Here is a 19,862-nt window from a genome sequence, read left to right as displayed (position 1 = left end):
GCCCGCCGTGGCAACCTGATCAGGCTCGGACCTCTCCGAAGGTCGGCGCTCCTACACCACACGTTGGGGCACTACCTTCGTCGGGCATCGCCAAGCCAGCGCCACGGCGCGATGCCACGGGATCTTCCGGTCCTTGTCGACGACATCGCGGGGGCGATTTCGCAGTGGTGAACGCTGGGCGATGCGCATGCCGATGTTCACGCAGGTCGCGATTTCTGCTGCGGCGCCGGCCTCGGCCATCGAGGCGTCCCGGGCGTCGATGGCCGGAGAACAAGTTCGAGATCGTTCCGGGGAACGGGCGGCGCCTCGTGGTGCCGGTCGACGTGGACCCGGAGGCGTTGGCGCGGCTGCTTCCGGTTACCGACGGCCGATGATCGCCGTTCCGGCGGGTATGCACGTTCGGATCGCCGGCGGGGTGACGGATATGCAGCGCGGCATGACCCATTGTCCGACAGGGTAAGCGCAGCCTGCCCCAGAGGAGCGCTGGCGCTCCAAGTCCAGCAAGGTCCCGGACGCGATCCCATATCGGCGAAGTCTTCTGCTTTCGCGAGCGTAAGGGCGGCCCGGTCGAGCTGCTCTGGCACGACGGGGTCGGCATGTCGCTTTTAACGAAGCGGCTCGAGGCGGGGAAGTTCATCTGGCCGGCAGGCGGGAGCGGCGAGGCTTTGCAAATCCCCTCGGCCCAGCTCGGTGTCCAGTGGAGGGCTTTCCCGACGAACGCCTATGGCGGAAGCAACAGTCCTTGTCTCGGCGCCGTGATTGCGGCCCGTTGTGCAGCGCGCTGTGCTGGAGCCACGTCCGGCGCAAGTTCTTCGAACTGGCTGACATCGAGGAGAAGGCCCCCGAAGAGAAAGCCGGCCCACGACATCTCGCCTGTCGCGCTGGAAGCGGTGCTCCGGATCGACGCGATTTTCGACGTGGAGCGTAGCATCAATCGTCGGGATGCCTTTGTGCGGTTCGAAGCACGGCAGCGCCTGGTCCGGCCGCTGGTCGATGAACTTCACGACTGGATGCGCACCGAGCAGGGCTCGAGGTCGAGGCACGATCCCGACGCAAAGGCGATCGCCTGCATGGTCAAGGACGACTGGTGGAAAGCCTCCCCCGCTTTCTCGACGGCGGCCGGATATGCCTCACGAACAACGCGGCCGAAGAGGCCCCGCGCGGCGTCGCCCTCGACCGGAAGTCATGGCGCTTCGCCGGCTCCGCCCGCGCCGGCGACCGCGCCGCCTTCATGTATTCCCTGATCGTCACTGCCCGGATGACTGCCGCGCAGGTGCCGGTCCTGCTCCCGTGGAACCGGCGAACCTCAGAGCGTCGCCAAGCCACGTGACCGCGGCCTGCGCCGGATGCTTGAGAAGTATCTCGGACGAGTCCTTTCGAAGAAATGAGGGATACTCTGTCCGAAGTCGTGTCGAGGCCCGGACGATCCGCCTGTAGCTCTTCGGAGAGCGGATCGTGTCACGCGATCCCGACCGCCAGACCGCCAGACCGCCGAAATCCAGGTCCGCATCGCCATCATGAATCAATGTTCGGCCCTCGGAATGGCGGACACCGAAACCGTCGCCCGAAGTCGGGGGGGACCTCAGGCTCGAACCCAACTGCCGCCACAAGCCCGGACAGCACGTTCCCAGGTATGATGAGGCGAGACGCCCAAACCCTTACCGAGTGCGCGCTGCAGAGTATCCGGCACGAAGCGTTCGTGGAACATGCAACGATAGCCGGGTGCGCGAACGGTCGTTTCGGCGGTCACATCGTCAACGCTCGCGACGCGGAAGCGCTCAGGCCGAGGCGCGCGCGACGATCTCGAAGCCGAGGTCGATGACCGGGGAGGGGGGCGTCTGGCCGTCCAGACGCGACAGCACGGCGTCGGCGGCGCTCTGGCCCAGTTGGGCGAGGTCGATGCGCACCGTGGTCAGGGCGGGTTCGAGATGACGGGCGAATTCCTGATCTCCGAAGCCGATCACCGCAAGTTCGTCGGGAATGCGCAGGCCGCGCGACTGCGCCTCGATCATCACGCCGTGGGCGATGATGTCGGAGCTGCAATAGATCAGCCCCCCGCCGATCCCGTGCCGGTCGATCAGGCCCGCCAGCCCCTGCCGGCCGGCGGCGATGCTGGCCGCACCGCCGGTATCGAAATCCGGCACCGGGTTGCCGGTGTCGCGGGTGAAGCGCTCGGCGAAGCCTGTCCGGCGGCGGCAGGCGCGCTCGTCGGCCGCGGTCACGGTGGCGGCGACCCGGTAGCCGCGGTCGCGCGCGAACTCGGCTGCGGCGCGGGCGGCATCGACATGGTGGAAGCCCACACAGAGGTCGATCGGGCTGTCGGACACGTCCCAGAGTTCGACCACGGGGATCCCCGCCGCGAGCAGGAGCCGTCGGGCCTGGGGCGTATGCTGGATGCCGGTCAGCATGATCGCATCCGGCCGGCGCGACAGATGCGCCACCACCGTCGCCTCCTCCGCCTCGGGGGCGAAGCCGGTCTCGGAGAGGAGGATCTGGTAGCCATGCGCGCGCAGGCGTTCGGAGAAGGCGCGGACCATCGAGGAATAGACGACGTTGGTGATCGACGGGACCAGGGCGCTGACCAGCCGGGACTTGCGCGAGGCGAGGGCCCCGGCGATCGCGTTCGGCACGAAGCCCGTCGCCTCGACTGCGCCCATCACCTTCGTCAATGTCTCCGGCGAGACCTTGGAAGGGTCGCTTAGCGCGCGGCTGACCGTGACTTGGCTGACGCCGGCAATACGGCCCACGTCGTGCATCGTCACCCGGCGGGGACTGGAAGATCGTGCTGCACCGGCCTTCATTGGGTCTGATACTCCATCCGCGATCAGGCGGAGGGTTCGCCCATCCGCGCATTGCGCCGTGATATGGCGATGGAGCCCGCGACGGAAGCGACGATGAGGACCCACAGCACGACCGCGATCCAGCTTTTGGTGAAGAAGATCGCCAGGTCGCCGAAGCTTTCGAGGCTCTTGACGAAGTAGATCTCCGCCGCAGGCCCCAGGATGAAGCCGATGATGAACGGGGCCACTTCCAGCCGCAGCTTCGCCATAATCCAGCCGAACACGCCGAAGATGAGCAGCGTCCAGACGTCGAAGATGATGCCGTAGTTGATCGTGTAGGCGCCGATCACGCACATCATCAGGATGAAGGGGTAGAGGATCTGCTTCGGCACGGCGATCACCATCGCGAACCAGCGGATCGCGAAGAACATGACGACAAGCATCACCAGGTTCGAGATGAGCATCGCGGCGATCATCGCGTTCCAGGTGTCGATGTTCTGACTGATGAAGAGCGGCCCGACCTGGATGCCCTGCAGCGCGAAGGCGCCGATCAGGAGCGCGGTCGTGGAATCGCCCGGAATGCCGAGCGACAGGAGCGGCACAAGCGCGCCGCCGGTCAGGCCGTTATTGCCGGCTTCCGACGCGATGACGCCCGCGGGCTCCCCCTTGCCGTAGCGTTCGGGGTGGCGTGAGGTCGTCTTGGCCGCCGTGTAGGAGAGGATCGACGCGGCCGAGCCGCCGACGCCCGGCAGAATGCCGACGAAGGTGCCGATCCCGCCGGAGCGCAGCAAATTCACCCATTGCCCCCGGAAGACCGAGAAGGAGAAGCGCGAATGCGGGCCGACCTCGATGTCCTTCAGGGACTGGCCGCGCGGCATGCCGAGCTCCGCTTCCTCGAGGATGACGGTGACGCCGAAGATGCCGATCAGCACCGGCAGGAGCGCGAAGCCCCCGTCGAGCCAGTACTCCATGCCCGGTGGGATGAGGCGGGTATGGCCGTTGCCGCCGTTGGTGATGTCGTAGGTGCCGATGAGCGACAGGAAAATGCCGAGGACGCCGGAGAAGATGCCGAGCAGCATGTCCTTCGACAGCGCCGCCATGACGGTCAGCGCGAAGAAGATGATAAGGAATTTCTCGACGTAGGAGAACTTGATCGCGAACTGCGCCAGCACCGGCGCGAAGAAGTAGAGCGCCACGAGCGAGACGAGCCCGCCAACGACGGAGGCGATGATGGCGATCTTGAGCGCCCGCTCGCCCTCGCCGCGCTTGGCCATCGGGAAGCCGTCGAAAGTCGTGGTGATCGACGACGGCGTGCCGGGAATGCCGAGCAGGATCGCCGGGACGAGGCCGCCGGTGATGCCGCCCACGTAGAGGCTGAGCAGCAGCGCGAGGCCGTTGACGAGGCCCAGCGAGAATGTGAGCGGCAGGCAGACGGCCACGGCCATCGTCGCGGTCATGCCGGGGATCGCGCCGAACACGATGCCCATCAGCGTGCCGCCGAAGATCAGGCCGAGGAACCACGGGTCGATCAGGTGGGCGAGGAGATCCATGGCGGCGGGGTCCTACGGCAGGGTGAGGAAGAAGATCTCGGAGAACAGCCACCAGATCAGCGGCGGCGCGATCACCGCGACGGCGAGCATGGCGCCGATCGCGGCGGGCGTGCGCGCATGCATGAAGAGCAGGCCGAGCGCCACGACGTAGGGAACGGAGCAGATGAGGAAGCCGTAGCCGGCATTCGGCCAGATGTTCCCGACCGGCACCATCAGCAGGAAGTAGACGATGGTGAGGGCCAGGGCGCCGAAGAAGCGCGTCTTGTCCATCGCCCGGAAGGTCGTCGCCCACATCCGGCCCGACCCTAGGATCGCTGCGCGGTCGCGGACGAGGATCGCGAGGCCGAGCAGGCCCAGCACGATGGCGATGATGGTCGGGAAGATCAGGTGCGAGGTGTCGAAGTCGATCGTCACCCGGGTCAGGTTGTCCATCCGCTCTCCCCCTGCGGCGCGGCGTTGCGACAGGGACCCGGCCGCGTGCGAGCGGCCGGGCCCGGATGCGGACGGAGCCTATTCGGATTTCAGCTCGGAGATGATGGTCTCGTAATCGTCGTTCTTGGACTGCAGATGCTCCTGCGCCTCCGCCATCGGGCGGTACTCGGGCGTGAAGAACGCGTCGAGGAAGCGTTGTTGAATGTCGCCTTCCGCGTAGATTTCGTCCATCGCCGTGTCGATCGCCTCGATCAGGGCCGGGTCCGTCTCGGAGTTGAACATGAGGAAGAACTCCTTGTCGAAAGTGAAGTTCTCCTCCGCCGTCATTGGTACCGAGACCTCGGGGGCGGCGTAGGTCAGCATCTCCGCGCGGTCGGTCTCGCCGAGGCCTTCCTCGGGCGCCTGGTTCAGCGTTTCGGGCGTTGCGGTGATCCAGATGAAGCGCATCGCGGTCGGGTCGTCCTCGGGCAGCTGGGTGAACTGCTCGTTGGCCTGGATCGAGCCGTTGATGACGTCGGCGAGGTCGTCCCACATCGCCTGGTTCTTGTCGGCCTGGTCGCCCGTGTTGACCGGGACGATGTTCTCTTCGGAACCCGGAGCCTGCATCCGCGCGGCGTTCCGCATGGCGGTGAAACCGATCTCGGAGACGCCACCCGGCTGGATCGCGACGCGCACTCGCTCGCCCGCCTCGGCGGCCGCGAGGACGTCCTCCATCGTCTGGTAGGGGCTGTCGGCGGGGACGAGATAGGCGTTGCCCGGATTGACCGAGATGGTCGGCCCGACCGTGAACTCCTCGAAGATGTCGGGCGATCCCTCCACGCCGTAGAGTTCCTGCAGGTAGGACTGGTCGTGATGCATCATGATCGTCGTGCCGCGGCTGTCGCGGGCGAGCGCCTTGAACGCCTCGGACGCACCGACCGGATCGACGCGGACGTTCACGCCGAGATGCTCGCTCAAAGCATCGGCCAGGATCGAGGCGTTCTGGTAGGTGTCGCCCCCGGTCGAGGACGAGCCGATGACCATGCGGACGTTGCGAGGCAAGTTCTGCGCTTCGGCCACGACGGGCATGGTGACGAGTGCGGCGCCGACGGCGCTCAGCAGAAGACGGCGGGTAACAGACATCTGATTCCTCCCCTGGCCGGAACCGGCCGGTCGTTGGTTCCTTCTCTCCGGGCAGGTCCTCCCTCCCGGCTGGCGCTAAAGAATGCGCATACATGGCCGATCTGTCAACCCCGAGAAACATTGCAGCGGGTTTCCGAACAGCGTTCACTCAGTGATCTGTCGCTTCAACTGTATCCGGCCGACCTTGACGCCGCTGCCATGTATACGCATACGAGAACCGAAGCATTCGGAGGCGGCGACAGATGGCAAACGATCACCGAGTTACGTCCGACCGGCTTCGCAGCGCCCGTTGGTTCGCGCCCGACGACCTTCGCAGCTTCGGGCACCGCTCGCGGCTGATGCAGCTGGGCTATGCCGAGGAGGAGTTCCGCGACCGGCCGGTCATCGGCATCCTGAACACCTGGTCGGAGATCAATTCCTGCCACGGCCATTTCCGCGAGCGGGCACAGGACGTGAAGCGCGGCGTGCAGATGGCCGGGGGCTTCGCGCTCGAGATGCCGTCGCTCTCGGTGGACGAGAGCTTCACCAAGCCGACCTCGATGCTCTACCGCAACATGCTGGCGATGGAGACGGAGGAGATGATCCGCTCGCATCCCTTCGATGGCGTCGTGCTGATGGGCGGATGCGACAAGACCACGCCGGGCCTCGTCATGGGGGCGATCACCGCAGGCGTGCCGATGATCTACCTGCCGGCCGGGCCGATGCTGCGCGGGCATTACGCGGGGCGCATCCTCGGGAGCGGATCGGACGCCTGGAAGTACTGGGACGAGCGCCGGGCCGGCAACATCTCTGACGCGGAATGGCTGGGCATCCAGGGCGGGATCGCGCGCTCGGTCGGCACCTGCATGACGATGGGCACCGCCTCGACCATGACGGCCATCACCGACGCGATGGGGCTGACGCTGCCCGGTGCCTCGTCCATCCCCGCGCCCGATGCCGGGCACCAGCGGATGTCGTCGGAATGCGGCCGACGGATCGTGGACATGGTGTGGGAGGGGCTGACGCCCGACCGAATCGTCACCGGGGGCGCAGTGCAGAACGCCGCCATCGTGGCGATGGCGACGGGCTGCTCGACCAACGCGGTCGTCCACCTGATCGCGATGGCGCGGCGGGCGGGCGTGGACCTGACCCTCGACGATCTCGACGCGCTCGGCCGCACCACGCCGCTCGTCGCCAACGTGCGCCCGTCGGGCAAGGACTACCTGATGGAGGACTTCTTCTACGCGGGCGGGCTGCGCGCGCTGATGAAGCAGATGGAGGAACGGCTCGACACGTCCTGCCTCACCGTCACCGGCCGCACGCTGGGCGAGAACCTCGAAGGTGCGGTCGTCTACAATGACGACGTGATCCGCCCGCTCTCGAACCCGGTCTATCACGAGGGTTCGCTCGCGGTGCTGCACGGCAATCTCTGCCCGGATGGCGCGGTGATCAAGCCCGCCGCCTGCGACCCGAAATACCATGTCCACGAAGGGCCGGCGCTGGTCTTCGACAGCTACCCGGAAATGAAGGCGGCGGTCGACGACGAGAGCCTCGACGTCACGCCCGACCACGTGATGGTACTTCGCAACGCGGGGCCGCTGGGCGGGCCGGGCATGCCGGAATGGGGCATGCTGCCGCTGCCGAAGGCGCTGGTGAAGCAGGGCCACCGCGACATGCTGCGGATCTCGGACGCGCGGATGTCGGGAACGTCCTACGGCGCCTGCGTCCTGCACGTCGCGCCCGAGAGCTTCGTCGGCGGGCCGCTGGCGCTCCTGCGCACGGGGGACATCGTGCGGATGGACCTGCCCAACCGGACGCTCGACATGCTGGTGGCGGAGGACGAGCTCGAACGACGCCGGGCGGCCTGGGTCCGGCCCGAGCCGAAGTTCCAGCGCGGCTGGGGCTGGATGTTCTCGCAGCATGTGGGGCAGGCCGATACCGGCTGCGACTTCGACTATCTCCAGCGAGGCCACGGCGCGGCCGCTGGCGAGCCCGACATCTATTGAGCCCGGAGGCCTGAATGACCCACGACCTCGATCGCGCGCTTGCCGGCATCTCCGGCATCCTCGTCACGCCCTACGACGACGCGGGCGAGATCGCGCCCGACCGGCTTGCGCCGATCCTCGACCGCGCGCTCGGGGCGGGGGTGCACATGCCGGTCGTCAACGGCAATACCGGCGAATTCTACGCGCTCACCACCGATGAGTCCTGCACGATGGTGCGGGAGGTCGCCGCGATGGTCGACGGTCGCGCGCCGCTTCTGGCCGGGGTGGGCCGGGGCATCCGCGATGCCTGCCGGCTGGCCGAGGTCTCCGCCGAGGCGGGGGCCAGCGCGCTGATGATCCACCAGCCGCCCGACCCCTTCGTCGCGCCGCGCGGCACGGTCGACTACGTCCGCGCGGTGAGCGAGGCGGCGGGCGGGCTGCCGGTGATGCTCTACCTGCGGAACGACGCCATCGGCACGGACGGGATTCAGGCGCTCTGCGAGTTGCCCGGCGTGAAGGGCGTAAAATGGGCGACGCCGAACCCCATGCGCCTCGCGGCCGCCATCGCCGCCTGCGACCCCACGATCACCTGGGTCGGCGGGTTGGCCGAGGTCTGGGCACCCAGCTTCTATGCGGTCGGTGCGCGCGGCTTCACCTCGGGGCTCATCAATGTCTGGCCGGAACGCTCCGTCGCGATCCATGCCGCGCTCGAGGGCGGCGATTTCGCGGAGGCCAACGGCCTGATCGCGGGGATGCGCGCCTTCGAGGACATCCGCGCAGAGGAACTGAACGGCACCAACGTCACCGGGGTCAAGGCCGCGCTGATTGCGCAAGGCCACGATTGCGGCCAAACCCGGCCGCCCTCGGCTTGGCCGCTCACCGAGGCGCAGCAGGAGAAGATGCGGAACTTCCTTGCCTCGAACGGCCTCGTCCATTCCAGGGAAAAGGAACACAGCCATGCTTGACGATACCTTCACGCCGCATGGCCGGCATCTCATTGCGGGCGAATGGGTCGAGGGCGACAGCACCTTCACGTCGCAGCCGGCCGTGGCCGACGCGGCGCACGACTTCTCCGTCGGCACCCCCGCCCATGTCGACCGCGCGGCCCAAGCGGCCGAAGAGGCGTTCTGGGCGTACGGCTACACCGACCGGGAGACCCGCGCGGCCTTTCTCGATGCCATCGCCGACGCGATCGAGGCACGGGCCGACGCGATCACCATGATCGGCACGCAGGAGACCGGGCTGCCCGAGGCACGGCTCCAGGGCGAGCGCGGACGGACCACGGGGCAACTGCGGCTCTTCGCCGAGCATCTGCGTCTCGGCGACTATCTCGACCGGCGCCACGACGAAGCGTTGCCCGACCGGCAGCCGCTGCCGCGCCCGGACCTCAAGATGATCCAGCGCCCGATCGGCCCCGTCGCCGTCTTCGGCGCGTCGAACTTCCCGCTCGCCTTCTCGACCGCGGGCGGCGACACGGCCGCGGCGTTGGCCGCCGGATGCCCGGTCGTGGTCAAGGGTCATTCCGCGCATCCCGGCACCGCCGAGATCGTCGCCGAGGCGGTCCTCGAGGCGGTGGAGAAAACCGGCATGCCCGCCGGCGTCTATTCCATGATTCAGGGCGGCACGCGCGAGGTCGGGCAAGCCTTGGTGCAGCACCCGCTGATCCGCGCCGTGGGCTTCACCGGTTCTCTCGCCGGGGGCCGCGCGCTCTTCGATCTCTGCGCGCAGCGGCCCGAGCCGATCCCGTTCTACGGCGAGCTCGGCTCGGTGAACCCGATGTTCGTTTTGCCCGCCTCCGCCCGGGCGCGGGGCGCGGAGATCGGGAAGGGCTGGGCCGGATCGCTGACGATGGGGGCGGGGCAGTTCTGCACCAATCCCGGCATCGCCGTGATCGAGACCGGCGAGGCGGGCGACGCCTTCGTCGCCGCCGCGAAGGCCGCGCTGGCGGAGGTCGGACCGCAGACCATGCTGACCGACGGCATCGCCAAGGCCTATCGCGACGGCAAGGCGCGGTTCGACGGCCGCAACGCCGTGCGCCCCGTGCTCGAGACGGAACAGGAAGGCCGCAACGCCAGCCCGAACCTCTACGAGACCGAGACGGAGGCCTATCTGCAGGACCACGCGCTCGGCGAGGAAGTGTTCGGGCCGCTCGGCCTCGTGGTGCGCGTCGCCGGGCCCGACGACATGGAGAAGCTCGCCCGCGGCTTCGAGGGGCAGCTCACTGCGACGTTGCAGATGGACGACGACGATGCCGAACTCGGCCGTCGCCTCCTGCCGATCCTCGAGCGCAAGGCGGGGCGGGTGCTGGCCAACGGCTACCCGACCGGCGTCGAGGTGTCGGACGCGATGGTGCATGGCGGGCCCTATCCGGCCTCGACCAATTTCGGCGCGACCAGCGTCGGCACGCTGTCGATCCGCCGCTTCCTGCGCCCGGTCTGCTACCAGAACATCCCCGAGGCGCTTCTGCCCGAGGATCTGCGAAACTGACGAGGCGGATGGCCGGTGGAGCGTTCCGCCGGCCGCGCCATTGGGGGGAGAATGACTTGGACGAGATCATCGATCGGGGACGTCGCTACGTCCTGCGTGGCGGGGTCGCGATGGCGGCCATGGGCCTGACCGGGGGACGCGCCGCAGCGGATTGGGCGCCTTCGCTGCGCTATCCCGATCCGGCCATCGAGATTCTGGAGCCCGAGTTCGCGCCCTACCGCATCTTCAACAGCAGTGTGGAGCGCCTTGCCACCGGCTTCGACTGGATGGAGGGTCCGGTCTGGTTCGGCGACGGACGCTACCTGCTCGTCAGCGACATCCCCAACGACCGCATGATCCGCTGGGATGAAGTCACCGGTACGGCCAGCGAGTTCCGCCGCCCCTCCGGCTGGTCGAATGGCAATATCCGCGACCTGGAAGGGCGGCTCGTCACCTGCGAGGGCGGGATGCGCCGTGTCACCCGCACCGAGCACGATGGTTCGGTCACGGTTCTGGCCGACGCCTACGAGGGCAAGCGGCTCAACTCGCCCAACGACCTCGCCGTCGATGGAGAAGGGGCGATCTGGTTCACCGACCCGCCGTTCCAGATCTCGAACTCCTACGAAGGCGAGAAGGCCGAGCCGGAGATCGACTTCCACGGCGTCTACCGGATTTCGCCTGACGGAACGCTCGAACTCGTTCTCGACGATCTGAAGGGTCCGAACGGCATCGTCTTCTCGCCCGACCGCCAGGTCATCTACATCGTCGAGGGACGCGCCGCGCCGGACCGGCTGGTCTGGGCCTACGACGTCGGCGCCGACGGCACGCTCGCGAACAAGCGCAGGCATGTCGTCGCGACGGAACACGGCGCCCTAGACGGGATGGCTTGCGACGTGGACGGCAACCTTTGGTGCGGCTGGGGCAGCACGGGCGCGCCCGAGGCCGATCCGGAGGTGCTGGACGGGGTTCGCATCTTCGACCCGTCGGGCCGCGCCATCGGGCATATCCACTTGCCCGAGCGCTGTGCCAACCTGTGCTTCGGCGGGCGTCACGGGAATCGGTTGTTCATGGCGGCAAGCCACTCCCTCTACGCCGTTTACGTCAATACGCAGGGCGCGAACCTGCCGTGAGCTCACCAAGGAAGGACGAAGACATGAACGATGAAACCCGGGAAAAGTTGATGGGGGTCTCGGTGGCGACGCTCGCCACCGCGCTCTACAAGCGGGGTCTGCGCCATCAGGTGATCCAGGGCGTCGGCCCGGTCGGGCACAAGGGACGCAACATGGTCGGGCCGGCCTTCACGCTGCGCTACATGCCGGCGCGTGAGGATCGCAACCAGCTCGTCGAGTTCCGCAACCCCGAGCATCCGCAGCGCGTGGCGATCGAGACCTGCCCGCCGGGCCACGTCCTCGTGATGGACAGCCGCAAGAGCGCCGCGGCGGCAAGTGCCGGTGACATTCTCATCACCCGCCTGATGATGCGCGGCGCGGCGGGCGTGGTCACCGACGGCGGTTTCCGCGACGCGATGAACATCGCCGCGCTCGACATGCCCGCCTACCACACCCGGCCCGCCAGCCCGACGAACCTCACCGTGAACGAGGCGATTGCTCTGAACGAGCCGATCGGCTGCGGCGATGCGCCGGTCTTCCCGAACGACGTGATCGTGGGCGACGACGACAGCGTCATCGTCATCCCGCACGAGATCGCCGACGAGATCGCGACGGAGGCGGTCGAGATGACGGCCTACGAGGATTTCGTCATGGAGCGTGTGCGTGCGGGCGAGACCATCATCGGCCTCTATCCCCAGACGAAGAAGGAGCACGCGGCCGCCTTCGCCGAATGGCGTGCGGCGCAGGGTCGTTAAAGACACTGCTCGCTGTCACATTTGACGACTTGTGGCAGGCCATGCTTCATGGCGCTGTTCCTGCAGCGCAATTTGACTGGCGGGCCTTTGATGACACCGTTCGCCGCGCAGGCGTAGCTGGGTCATTTCCAGATCCCCATTATGTCGCGGATGCGTCGAAGGGCGTCTGGCGCTGATTGTAATGGCGAACGGCAAGGGCACACTCGGGATTGGCCCAGAGAATGGCAACAGCCTGGTCGGCCCAGGGCGCGGGCGGCTGCGAGACCGGCGTGGTTCAGGTCGTGTATCCAAGTACGCTCGAATCCGGCTAGGATCCCGAAGATAAGGAAGGTCAGCTTGCCTGGGGGGATGGTCGTGTCGACTGGCTCGTGCAGCAGGAGATCTCCGCATCGAGCTTGACGATCTCTGTTACCAACCGCGCCAGCGCCGCGACTAGGAACCTGTGGGTAGAGGTTCGAGCTGAAAAATTGAAGCGAGACACCAGCAAGGAGGGAGAGAGGCATGCCTCGCAATCCGTTCAAGGGCCATCGGTTTCCACCAGACGTTGTCCTGCTTGCGGTTCGTTGGTACTGCCGGTTTCCACTCTTGTACTAGGACGTCAGCGAGAGCGCGGGATTATGATCGATCGCGCAACGCGCTTACAGTCATAGAAGCTGGCGCGGGCTGAACTGGTATGTCGACGAGACCTACATCCGGGTCGGTGGCAAGTGGCGCTATCTCTGGCGTGCCGTGGACCAGAAGGGCCAGTTCATCGACTTCAGGCTGACGGCCAAGCGGGATGCGAAGGCGGCGAAAGCATTTCTCAATCAGGCAATCGACCAGGTACGGCTCTAACGGTCTGTCTCCATCTGCACCGACAGAGTGCCGGGATATCGCAAGGTCATTCAGGACCTGAACCACCGATACAACCCGCACTTCGACAGCATCACCCACATCGACCGGAAGTGGCGAAACAACAGGATCGAGAGCGATCACGCCGCGCTGAAGCGACTGCTTGGAACCCCGCAATCCTTCCGATCGCTGCGCGCAGCGAAGGCAACAATCACCGCGATCGAGACGATCCGGACCATCAAGCACGGCCACTTCCTGAACAAGCAGCCGGGAGTTCGTGGTGAGATCGCCTTTGTCCAGACTCTGTTCGAAGCGGCGGCTTGAGGGACGAACGCGACAGGCCGGTTGGGCCCAAACCGAACAATGCAACAGTCCCGTCATCACCACCAGGACGAGAGCGCCGATGGCCGCGAAGGGGATCCAGCTGCGGGCCTGCAGTCCGGCAATCTGGCAGTCGCGCGCGGCGATGGCGGCGTTGGTCCGCTGCAGCAGGTGGTCGATGTCGGCCTTGATCGCCGTGATCGACGGCCATTCCAAGAGCTCCCGTCGCGCAGACTTGGAAGCTGCCCTTCGCCAAATCGATCCCCACCATGCTGATCTTGGTCGTCCATCAGTGCACCCTCCGCTTAGTTCCTGTCGAACTGTCACGGCATACGTGATGCCGCGGGGATGGGGGCGTCCACCATATCAGTTCAAGACATCACCCAATGCGAGCTTGCACGAGAGCCCGATGCCACCTCGCACGCATCTCGCAGCGTGTTTCGACGTCAGTGGTGGGCATGAAGCACGTCATGGTTTTTACTGTCGCGTTCGGCACCTCGTGACCGAGCGCGGCGAGCGCCATCGCGGTTGCACCTCGCGCGCCGATCTCGGCGATGTCGCTGCGGATGACGGTACGGCCCAGAATGTCGGCCTGAAGCTGCATCAGCCAGTCGTTGCCCGAAGCGCCGCCATCGGCGCGCAGCGCGGCGAGGCGCTGCCCGGTATCCTGCTCCATCGCCTCGAACACGTCCGCGACCTGATGGGCGATTGCGTCGAAGGTGGCCCGCGCGAGATGGGCGGGCGCGGAGCCGAGCGAGAGCCCGCCCACAGTGCCGCGCGCCGCGTCGTCCCAGTGCGGCGCGCCGAGCCCGGCCAATGCCGGCACGAACGTCACCCCGCCCGCATCCGGGACCGTCCGCGCGAGCTCCGCCAGTGCCGCGGCATCATCGAGGCCCAGCATTCGCGCGGCGAAGGCGGCGGCATGGGCGGAGACCGTTATGTTGCCTTCGATCGCGTAGGCGGTCTCGCCCCCCGCGCTCCAGGCGATCGTGCCAGACAGACCGTGCGCGGAGCTGGTGCGCTGCGGGGCCATCGTCATCAGCGAGGAGCCGGTGCCGTAGGTCGCCTTCACTTCTCCGGGCACGCGGATGCCGTGGCCGTAGAACGCGGCGTGGCTGTCGCCCATCATTGCGTGGATCGGCACATCGGCGGGCAGGGCCGTGGCACCCGCGGCCGTCTCCCCGAAGCGCGCGTCGGAGGGCTGCGGCCGGGGCAGGACGGTCCGGGGGACGTCGAAGAGTGCGCAAAGCTCGTCGCTGAACTCAAGCTTGCCCGTGTCGAAGAGAAGCGTCCGCGCGGCGTTGGAATGGTCCGTGGCGAAACGCGCGCCGCCGGTGAGGTTCCACAGCAGCCAGGTGTCGACGGTTCCGGCGCGGAGCTGTCCGGCAGCTGCTAGATCGCGGGCCGCGGGCACGTTCTGAAGAATCCAGCTGAGTTTGGAGGCGGGAAAGAGCGGGTTGAGGCCGAGGCCCGTCGCCGCCTCGACGGCCGCCCCGTGGCCGTCCGCGGCGAGCCGGGCGCAGGCATCGGCGGTGCGCCGGCACTGCCACAGGATCGCCGGGGCGGCGGGGCGCCCGGTTGCCGCATCCCAGACCACCAGCGTTTCGCGTTGCGAGGCGATGGCGATGGCCGCGATCCCCTCGGCGCCGGTTTCGGAAACGAGCGCGCCAATGGCATCCGCGACGCTCTGCCAAATATCCTCGGCCGATTGCTCGGCCCAGCCGTCGGCCGGGTAGTGCGACGCGACCGGACGGCTCGCCCGCGCGAGGACGCGAAGCCTCGCGTCGAAGAGCAGGGCCTTGGTGTTCGTCGTGCCCTGGTCGATGGCGAGGATGCGGGTCATCCGGTTTGAATGGTCCTGCGCGCTTCGGCCGCGATCCCCTCCGGCGACAGACCGGCCGCGCCAAAGAGATGCGCGATCGAGCCGGTCTGCCGGAACCCGTCGAACCCCATGCGGGACACCCGGACGGGGTGGTTCGCCGCGGTCCATTCCGCCACCGCGCCGCCGAGCCCGCCACGCACATGCGCCTCCTCTACGGTGACGATGGCGCCGGTCGCGGCCGCATCCGACACGGCGGCTTCGTCGAGCGGATTGACCGTCGCCATGTTGAGCACACGCGCGGAGATGCCCTCGTCCGACAACATGTCGGCGGCTGCGGCAGCCAGATGAACCGTGGTGCCGCAGGCGATCACGGCGATGTCGTCCCCGGCCCGCACGATTTCCGCCCGACCGGGCTGAAAGCTGCGGTCGGAGATGTCGAGATCGGGCACGGGCATGCGCGAGACGCGGATGAAGACCGGCCCTTCGTGCCGGGCGGCCCAGCGGACGGCCTGTTCCGTCTCCCAGGCATCGGCGGGAACGATCACGGTGATCTGTCCGAGTTGGCGCAGCCAGGCCAGATCCTCGATCGAATGGTGGGTCGCGCCGAGTTCACCGTAGGCGATCCCCGAAGACTGACCGACGAGCTTCACGTTGTAGCCGGAATAGGCGACGTCCGCCTTGATCTGCTCCAGCGCCCGCGCCGTGAGGAAGCAGGCGGCGGCGGAGACGAATGGGACCTTGCCCCCGTTGGCGAGCCCCGCGCCGACGCCCACCATCACCTGCTCGGCGATCCCCACGTTGACGGTCCGGTCCGGATAGGCCTTCGCGAAACCACCGAGCTTGGAGGAACCGATCGAGTCGTTGACGACCGCGACGATGCGTTCGTCCTCGCCGGCAAGCGCTTCGAGCGTCGCGGCCCATGCGTTGCGGCAATCCTTGAAGTCCTTCTGGACGGGTGCGGCCTGTGCCATCAGACGAGCTCCTCCATGGCTTGCGCGAACTGATCATCGTCGGGGACGCCGTGATGCCAGTTGGCCTGGTTCTCCATGAACGACACGCCCTTGCCCTTGACCGTGTTGGCGATGACGCAGCGCGGCCTGTCGGTTGGCTCCGCGCCGAGCACGCGTGCCAGTTCCGCATGATCGTGGCCGTCCACCTCCACCGTGTCCCAGCCGAACGCGCGCCACTTCTCCGGCAGGGGGTCGAGGGCCGAGGTCTCCTCTGTGCCCTGACCCTGTTGCAGACGGTTGCGGTCGACGATGACGGTGAGCCGCGAAAGCCGGCGGTGGGCGGCCGTCATCGCCGCCTCCCAGTTCGAACCCTCCTGCAACTCGCCGTCCCCGGTCAGCACGAAGGTGCGGTAGTCGGCGCCGTCGATCTGCCCGGCAATGGCGATGCCCGTCGCGATCGGCAGGCCGTGGCCCAGCGGCCCGGTATTCGCCTCCACGCCCGGCACGTAAAGACGGTTCGGATGGCCGCTCAGGCGCGAGTCGGGACCCATGTAGGTCTCGAGCCAGTCCTCGGGAAAGTACCCCGCCCGACAGAGTGCGGTATAGATCACCCCCGTCGCATGACCCTTCGACATGACGAAGCGGTCGCGGTCGGGCTTGTCGGGCTGTTTCGGATCGTAGCGTAGAACGCCGAAGAACAGTGTCGCCACGATGTCGGTGGCCGAGAAGTCGCCGCCCGGATGGCCGAGCCGCGCGCGATGTACCATTTCGAACGACCGCCGGCGCATCCAAAGCGCGTTGTCGCGGATCGTCGCGAGTGTGTTGGATCGGTCGGTCATCGGGGCCTCCGGGGATGGAAGAGCTGCGGCTCGGGCGGGGTGTCGTGGTCGTAGAACGGCCAGCCGAGATAACGGGTCAGTGCCTCGTGGAGGACGTCCGCATGGTGGCCGCGGACCATCGCGACATGATGCTCGAAGCCCTGCTGCGTGACGAAGCCCATCAGGCGGCGCAGTTCCGGTACGCGACAGACGGCGATGCCCCCGTCCATGCCGTAGGGATCGTCGGTGAACTCGCCCTGACCGAGATAGGCCTTGAGCGTTCCGGCGCCGTCGTCGGAGGAGACGCGGAAATAGGTCATCGGACCAGCCCGCACCTTGCCCTTGACGGCGCCGAAGCACTTCGGCCGCCCGATCACCTCGCCCAGTACGTCGAGCTCACCGATCTCGGGCGTGGCGCCGGTGAAGCTTTTCGGGAAGTTGCCGCAATGCGTCGCCACGCACATGTCGGCCTCGCGCCCGTAATTGTTGTTCCAGTCGAGGATCGCGGGTGGCGCCTTGGAGGCCAGCGCAAGCGCGTACATGCTGACCGCGCCCATCACGTCGACCTCGCAGGCCGAGGGCATCAGTTCCTCGCCCATCATCGACATGGTCACGCAGGTCGCGCAGCCGAAATTGTCCTGCAGCGAGCGCCAGCACTGGATGGCGGAGGCGTCGCAGCCGTTCTCCTCGATCCAGCGGTCCACGGTGACGGTCCACTTGGCCTGCGTCCGGAGCTGGTCCTCGGTAATATGCGCGGGGATCGTACCGTAGCCGCGGATCTTCTCCATCTTCGCTTGGAGTTCCCCGTCATCGTCGGCGAGCGTGCCGGCACGCCCGATCAGCTCCGACAGGTCGGCGGTCACCACGGTGACGCCAGCGCGCTGCAGCAGCTTCTCGGAATAGCGCATCGTCTGGAACGGCCCGGTCCGCGCGCCGATCGCGCCGAGCCGGGCGCCGCGGATGCCCCTCACCACCCGGCACACGCCCGCGAACCGTTCGAGATCTGCGCGGAAGGCCTCGCCCGCGATGTCAATCGTATGGGCCGACGGCTCGGTGAAGGGGATGCCGTACTGGTAGAAGTTGTTCGTGACGCTGATCTTGCCGCACCAGGCGTCGCGGCGGGAATGGACGTCGACGCGGTCGTTCTCGTCGTTGGAGGCCTGCAGCAGGATTGGAACGTCGAGCCCGGCGCGGGTGACGAGCTCGACCACCGCGATTTCGTCGCCGAAATTCGGGAGGCAAATCACCAGCCCGTCGATCCGCTTCGCGTTGTCGCGGAAATGGCGGGCGTAGAGCTCGGCGTCGGCGACGGACTGGACGGCGCCGTTCTCGGTAGCCTCATAGGGCAGGATCGCTACGTCGACGTCGAGCGCCTCGAGCTGGGACAGGACCTCGTTGCGCGCCTGCCGGCACGGCGCCGGACTGAAGAACGCGCGCGATCCGATCACCACGCCGAACGTGATCCTGCGATGTATGGTCCGCTGCACGACGACCTCCCCTTCCTCGAGCCGAAAGTAACTTTCGTTTGCTTTCGTTTTATTCGGTGTAGCGTCTTCGAACTGAGCCTACATGTTCTCGGGCTTCTGCGCGGCGCTCGTGGGCCTCATTATCGCGTCCCAGCTCCAGGCCGCGCATCCCGCGACCGGCGAGACTTTCGAGCTCAACGCGATCGCGGCGGCCGTTCTGGGCGGCACGTCGATATCGGGTGGGCGCGGCCGGATCGCGGGGACCATCGTCGGCGCTTTCGTGATTGGCATCCTGTCCGACGGACTCGTGATGATGGGCGTCTCGACCTTCTGGCAAACCGTGATCAAGGGTCTCGTCATCATCGCCGCCGTGGTCGTCGACCAGGCGCAGAGCCGGCTCGAGGCGCGGGTGATCCTCCGCCAACAGGCCGCATTGCATTGAGCGTCCGGGGACGTCAGAACCCGGCGACGATCGAAAGCGGGGACACGCGCATGGAACGGATGGCCGAGACGCGACGTCGGCGGCAACCCGGCCTGCTGTCGGAGACGCGGCGGCGCCACATCCTCGCTTGGCTGCAAGAGGACGGCTCCGCCCGCGTGCGCGATCTCTCCGAGGCGTTTCAGGTCTCCGAGGTCACGATCCGGCAGGATCTGGAACGGCTCGAGCGGGAGGGGCACGTCACCCGCGAATACGGCGGCGCCTTCCTAAACACGCTGCGAAGCCAGGTCGGCACGCTCTCGCTCCAGCACAGCGATAACATGGACCGGAAGCGCCGGATCGGCGCCCTGGCCGCCTCGCTCGTCGAAGACGGGGAGAGCCTGATCCTCGACGCGGGCTCGACCACGACCGAGGTGGCGACCCGTCTTGTGGACCGCCGCGACCTGACGGTGATCACCAACGCGCTCAACATCGCGCTCGTTCTCGGCGCGGTACCCGGCATCGCGGTGCACATGCCGGGCGGGCAGTTCAAGGCGCCGACGCTGTCACTGTCGGGCGACAAGGCGGTCGAATACCTGCGCGACGTCCTCGCCAGCAAGCTGTTCCTGGCCACGGCAGGCGTCGCCATCGAGGCGGGGTTGACCTATCCGAGCTTCGCCGACCTCCGGCTCAAGCAGGCGATGATCCGGGCCGCGACACACACCTACCTTGTTGCCGATTCCAGCAAGATCAATCGCGCCTCCTTTACGCGGCTAAGCGACCTTGAGGTGGTCAATACCTTCATCACCGACGACGGGATCGACGATGCCGACGCGCAGGCCTTCGAGCGCCTGGGGATCGAGATGCTGATCGCGTGATTCCGCCTAGGCGATCACACTTCAAGCCTAGCGTTTCGCGACATGACGAAAGGCAAAGGAAGTAGTCGAAAGGTAATTAAGGATGCCGGTAGAGGTGGCTCGGTTTGTCTGAACAGGTTCCGGGCGTTTCTTGAGTGGATTTCCGCCTTGGTTACGCAGCGGCCGCCTGAGGCATCAACG

Annotated in this window: 16 protein-coding genes and 4 pseudogenes; 11 read left to right on the top strand and 9 right to left on the bottom strand. The window is 67.1% G+C overall.

Features of this window, described 5'->3' with window-relative positions:
* Nucleotides 1-51: 51 nt before the first annotated feature.
* Nucleotides 52-240, bottom strand: coding sequence for a hypothetical protein (locus Q1A87_RS20860; protein WP_299656045.1), 189 nt, complete (start codon nucleotides 238-240; stop codon nucleotides 52-54).
* Nucleotides 241-443: 203 nt separating this feature from the next.
* Here Q1A87_RS20860 and tnpB point away from each other — a divergent pair.
* The 3 pseudogenes from tnpB to Q1A87_RS20850 form a co-directional block, all read left to right on the top strand.
* A pseudogene (gene tnpB, locus Q1A87_RS24305) lies at nucleotides 444-683 on the top strand (IS66 family insertion sequence element accessory protein TnpB); the annotation flags it as partial.
* Nucleotides 684-769: 86 nt separating this feature from the next.
* Nucleotides 770-1,330, top strand: a pseudogene (locus Q1A87_RS20855) (transposase); the annotation flags it as partial.
* Nucleotides 1,331-1,374: 44 nt separating this feature from the next.
* Nucleotides 1,375-1,565, top strand: a pseudogene (locus Q1A87_RS20850) (IS5/IS1182 family transposase); the annotation flags it as partial.
* Between the two features lie 213 nt (nucleotides 1,566-1,778).
* On the opposite strand, the gene Q1A87_RS20845 reads toward Q1A87_RS20850, so the two are convergent.
* From Q1A87_RS20845 to Q1A87_RS20830, 4 genes are all read right to left on the bottom strand, one after another.
* Complete coding sequence (locus Q1A87_RS20845) at nucleotides 1,779-2,756, bottom strand: LacI family DNA-binding transcriptional regulator (protein WP_299656048.1); 978 nt, start codon at nucleotides 2,754-2,756, stop codon at nucleotides 1,779-1,781.
* Between the two features lie 68 nt (nucleotides 2,757-2,824).
* Entirely contained in the window at nucleotides 2,825-4,330 is a 1,506-nt protein-coding gene (locus Q1A87_RS20840; protein ID WP_299656042.1) for a tripartite tricarboxylate transporter permease, read from the bottom strand.
* Between the two features lie 12 nt (nucleotides 4,331-4,342).
* Nucleotides 4,343-4,762 (bottom strand): tripartite tricarboxylate transporter TctB family protein, encoded by a 420-nt coding sequence (locus tag Q1A87_RS20835; protein WP_299656039.1) that lies wholly within the window; start codon nucleotides 4,760-4,762, stop codon nucleotides 4,343-4,345.
* Nucleotides 4,763-4,840: 78 nt separating this feature from the next.
* Nucleotides 4,841-5,884 (bottom strand): hypothetical protein, encoded by a 1,044-nt coding sequence (locus Q1A87_RS20830; protein ID WP_299656037.1) that lies wholly within the window; start codon nucleotides 5,882-5,884, stop codon nucleotides 4,841-4,843.
* 242 nt (nucleotides 5,885-6,126) lie between these two features.
* On the opposite strand from Q1A87_RS20830, the gene araD reads away from it, so the two are divergent.
* The 6 genes and pseudogenes from araD to Q1A87_RS20800 all read left to right on the top strand — a co-directional run bounded on the left by araD (nucleotide 6,127) and on the right by Q1A87_RS20800 (nucleotide 13,333).
* Entirely contained in the window at nucleotides 6,127-7,869 is a 1,743-nt protein-coding gene (gene araD / locus Q1A87_RS20825) for an L-arabinonate dehydratase (protein ID WP_299656034.1), read from the top strand.
* Nucleotides 7,870-7,883: 14 nt separating this feature from the next.
* Nucleotides 7,884-8,813, top strand: coding sequence for a dihydrodipicolinate synthase family protein (locus Q1A87_RS20820; protein ID WP_299656032.1), 930 nt, complete (start codon nucleotides 7,884-7,886; stop codon nucleotides 8,811-8,813).
* Entirely contained in the window at nucleotides 8,806-10,335 is a 1,530-nt protein-coding gene (locus Q1A87_RS20815; RefSeq protein WP_299656029.1) for an aldehyde dehydrogenase (NADP(+)), read from the top strand. Before Q1A87_RS20820 ends, Q1A87_RS20815 begins: the two co-directional genes overlap by 8 nt.
* Nucleotides 10,336-10,391: 56 nt before the next feature.
* A complete protein-coding gene (locus tag Q1A87_RS20810; protein ID WP_299656026.1) occupies nucleotides 10,392-11,444 on the top strand; it encodes an SMP-30/gluconolactonase/LRE family protein in 1,053 nt (350 codons plus the stop codon).
* A gap of 23 nt (nucleotides 11,445-11,467) precedes the next feature.
* The gene (locus Q1A87_RS20805; protein WP_299656023.1) at nucleotides 11,468-12,178 is read left to right on the top strand and encodes a ribonuclease activity regulator RraA; all 711 of its coding nucleotides are present in this window, start codon (nucleotides 11,468-11,470) and stop codon (nucleotides 12,176-12,178) included.
* A gap of 624 nt (nucleotides 12,179-12,802) precedes the next feature.
* Nucleotides 12,803-13,333: pseudogene (locus tag Q1A87_RS20800) on the top strand (IS6 family transposase).
* A 376-nt stretch (nucleotides 13,334-13,709) separates the two neighbouring features.
* Here Q1A87_RS20800 and Q1A87_RS20795 read toward each other — a convergent pair.
* Genes Q1A87_RS20795 through Q1A87_RS20780 form a run of 4 tightly spaced genes read right to left on the bottom strand, consistent with a single transcriptional unit; the run spans nucleotide 13,710 to nucleotide 18,407 of the window.
* The gene (locus Q1A87_RS20795) at nucleotides 13,710-15,173 is read right to left on the bottom strand and encodes an FGGY family carbohydrate kinase (protein WP_299656020.1); all 1,464 of its coding nucleotides are present in this window, start codon (nucleotides 15,171-15,173) and stop codon (nucleotides 13,710-13,712) included.
* Entirely contained in the window at nucleotides 15,170-16,123 is a 954-nt protein-coding gene (locus Q1A87_RS20790; RefSeq protein WP_299656017.1) for a transketolase C-terminal domain-containing protein, read from the bottom strand. Before Q1A87_RS20790 ends, Q1A87_RS20795 begins: the two co-directional genes overlap by 4 nt.
* Complete coding sequence (locus Q1A87_RS20785) at nucleotides 16,123-16,941, bottom strand: transketolase (protein WP_299656014.1); 819 nt, start codon at nucleotides 16,939-16,941, stop codon at nucleotides 16,123-16,125. The genes Q1A87_RS20790 and Q1A87_RS20785 overlap by 1 nt, the downstream gene beginning before the upstream one ends.
* The gene (locus tag Q1A87_RS20780; protein WP_299656011.1) at nucleotides 16,938-18,407 is read right to left on the bottom strand and encodes a fucose isomerase; all 1,470 of its coding nucleotides are present in this window, start codon (nucleotides 18,405-18,407) and stop codon (nucleotides 16,938-16,940) included. The genes Q1A87_RS20785 and Q1A87_RS20780 overlap by 4 nt, the downstream gene beginning before the upstream one ends.
* Nucleotides 18,408-18,489: 82 nt before the next feature.
* On the opposite strand from Q1A87_RS20780, the gene Q1A87_RS20775 reads away from it, so the two are divergent.
* Complete coding sequence (locus Q1A87_RS20775; RefSeq protein WP_299656008.1) at nucleotides 18,490-18,828, top strand: hypothetical protein; 339 nt, start codon at nucleotides 18,490-18,492, stop codon at nucleotides 18,826-18,828.
* Between the two features lie 50 nt (nucleotides 18,829-18,878).
* A complete protein-coding gene (locus Q1A87_RS20770; RefSeq protein ID WP_299656005.1) occupies nucleotides 18,879-19,682 on the top strand; it encodes a DeoR/GlpR family DNA-binding transcription regulator in 804 nt (267 codons plus the stop codon).
* Nucleotides 19,683-19,862: the final 180 nt, after the last annotated feature.

The organism is uncultured Jannaschia sp. (assembly GCF_947494055.1).
Classification (GTDB): domain Bacteria; phylum Pseudomonadota; class Alphaproteobacteria; order Rhodobacterales; family Rhodobacteraceae; genus Jannaschia.
The sequence above is the reverse complement of the archived record's forward strand: the minus strand, read 5'-3'. Positions and strand labels throughout refer to the sequence as shown.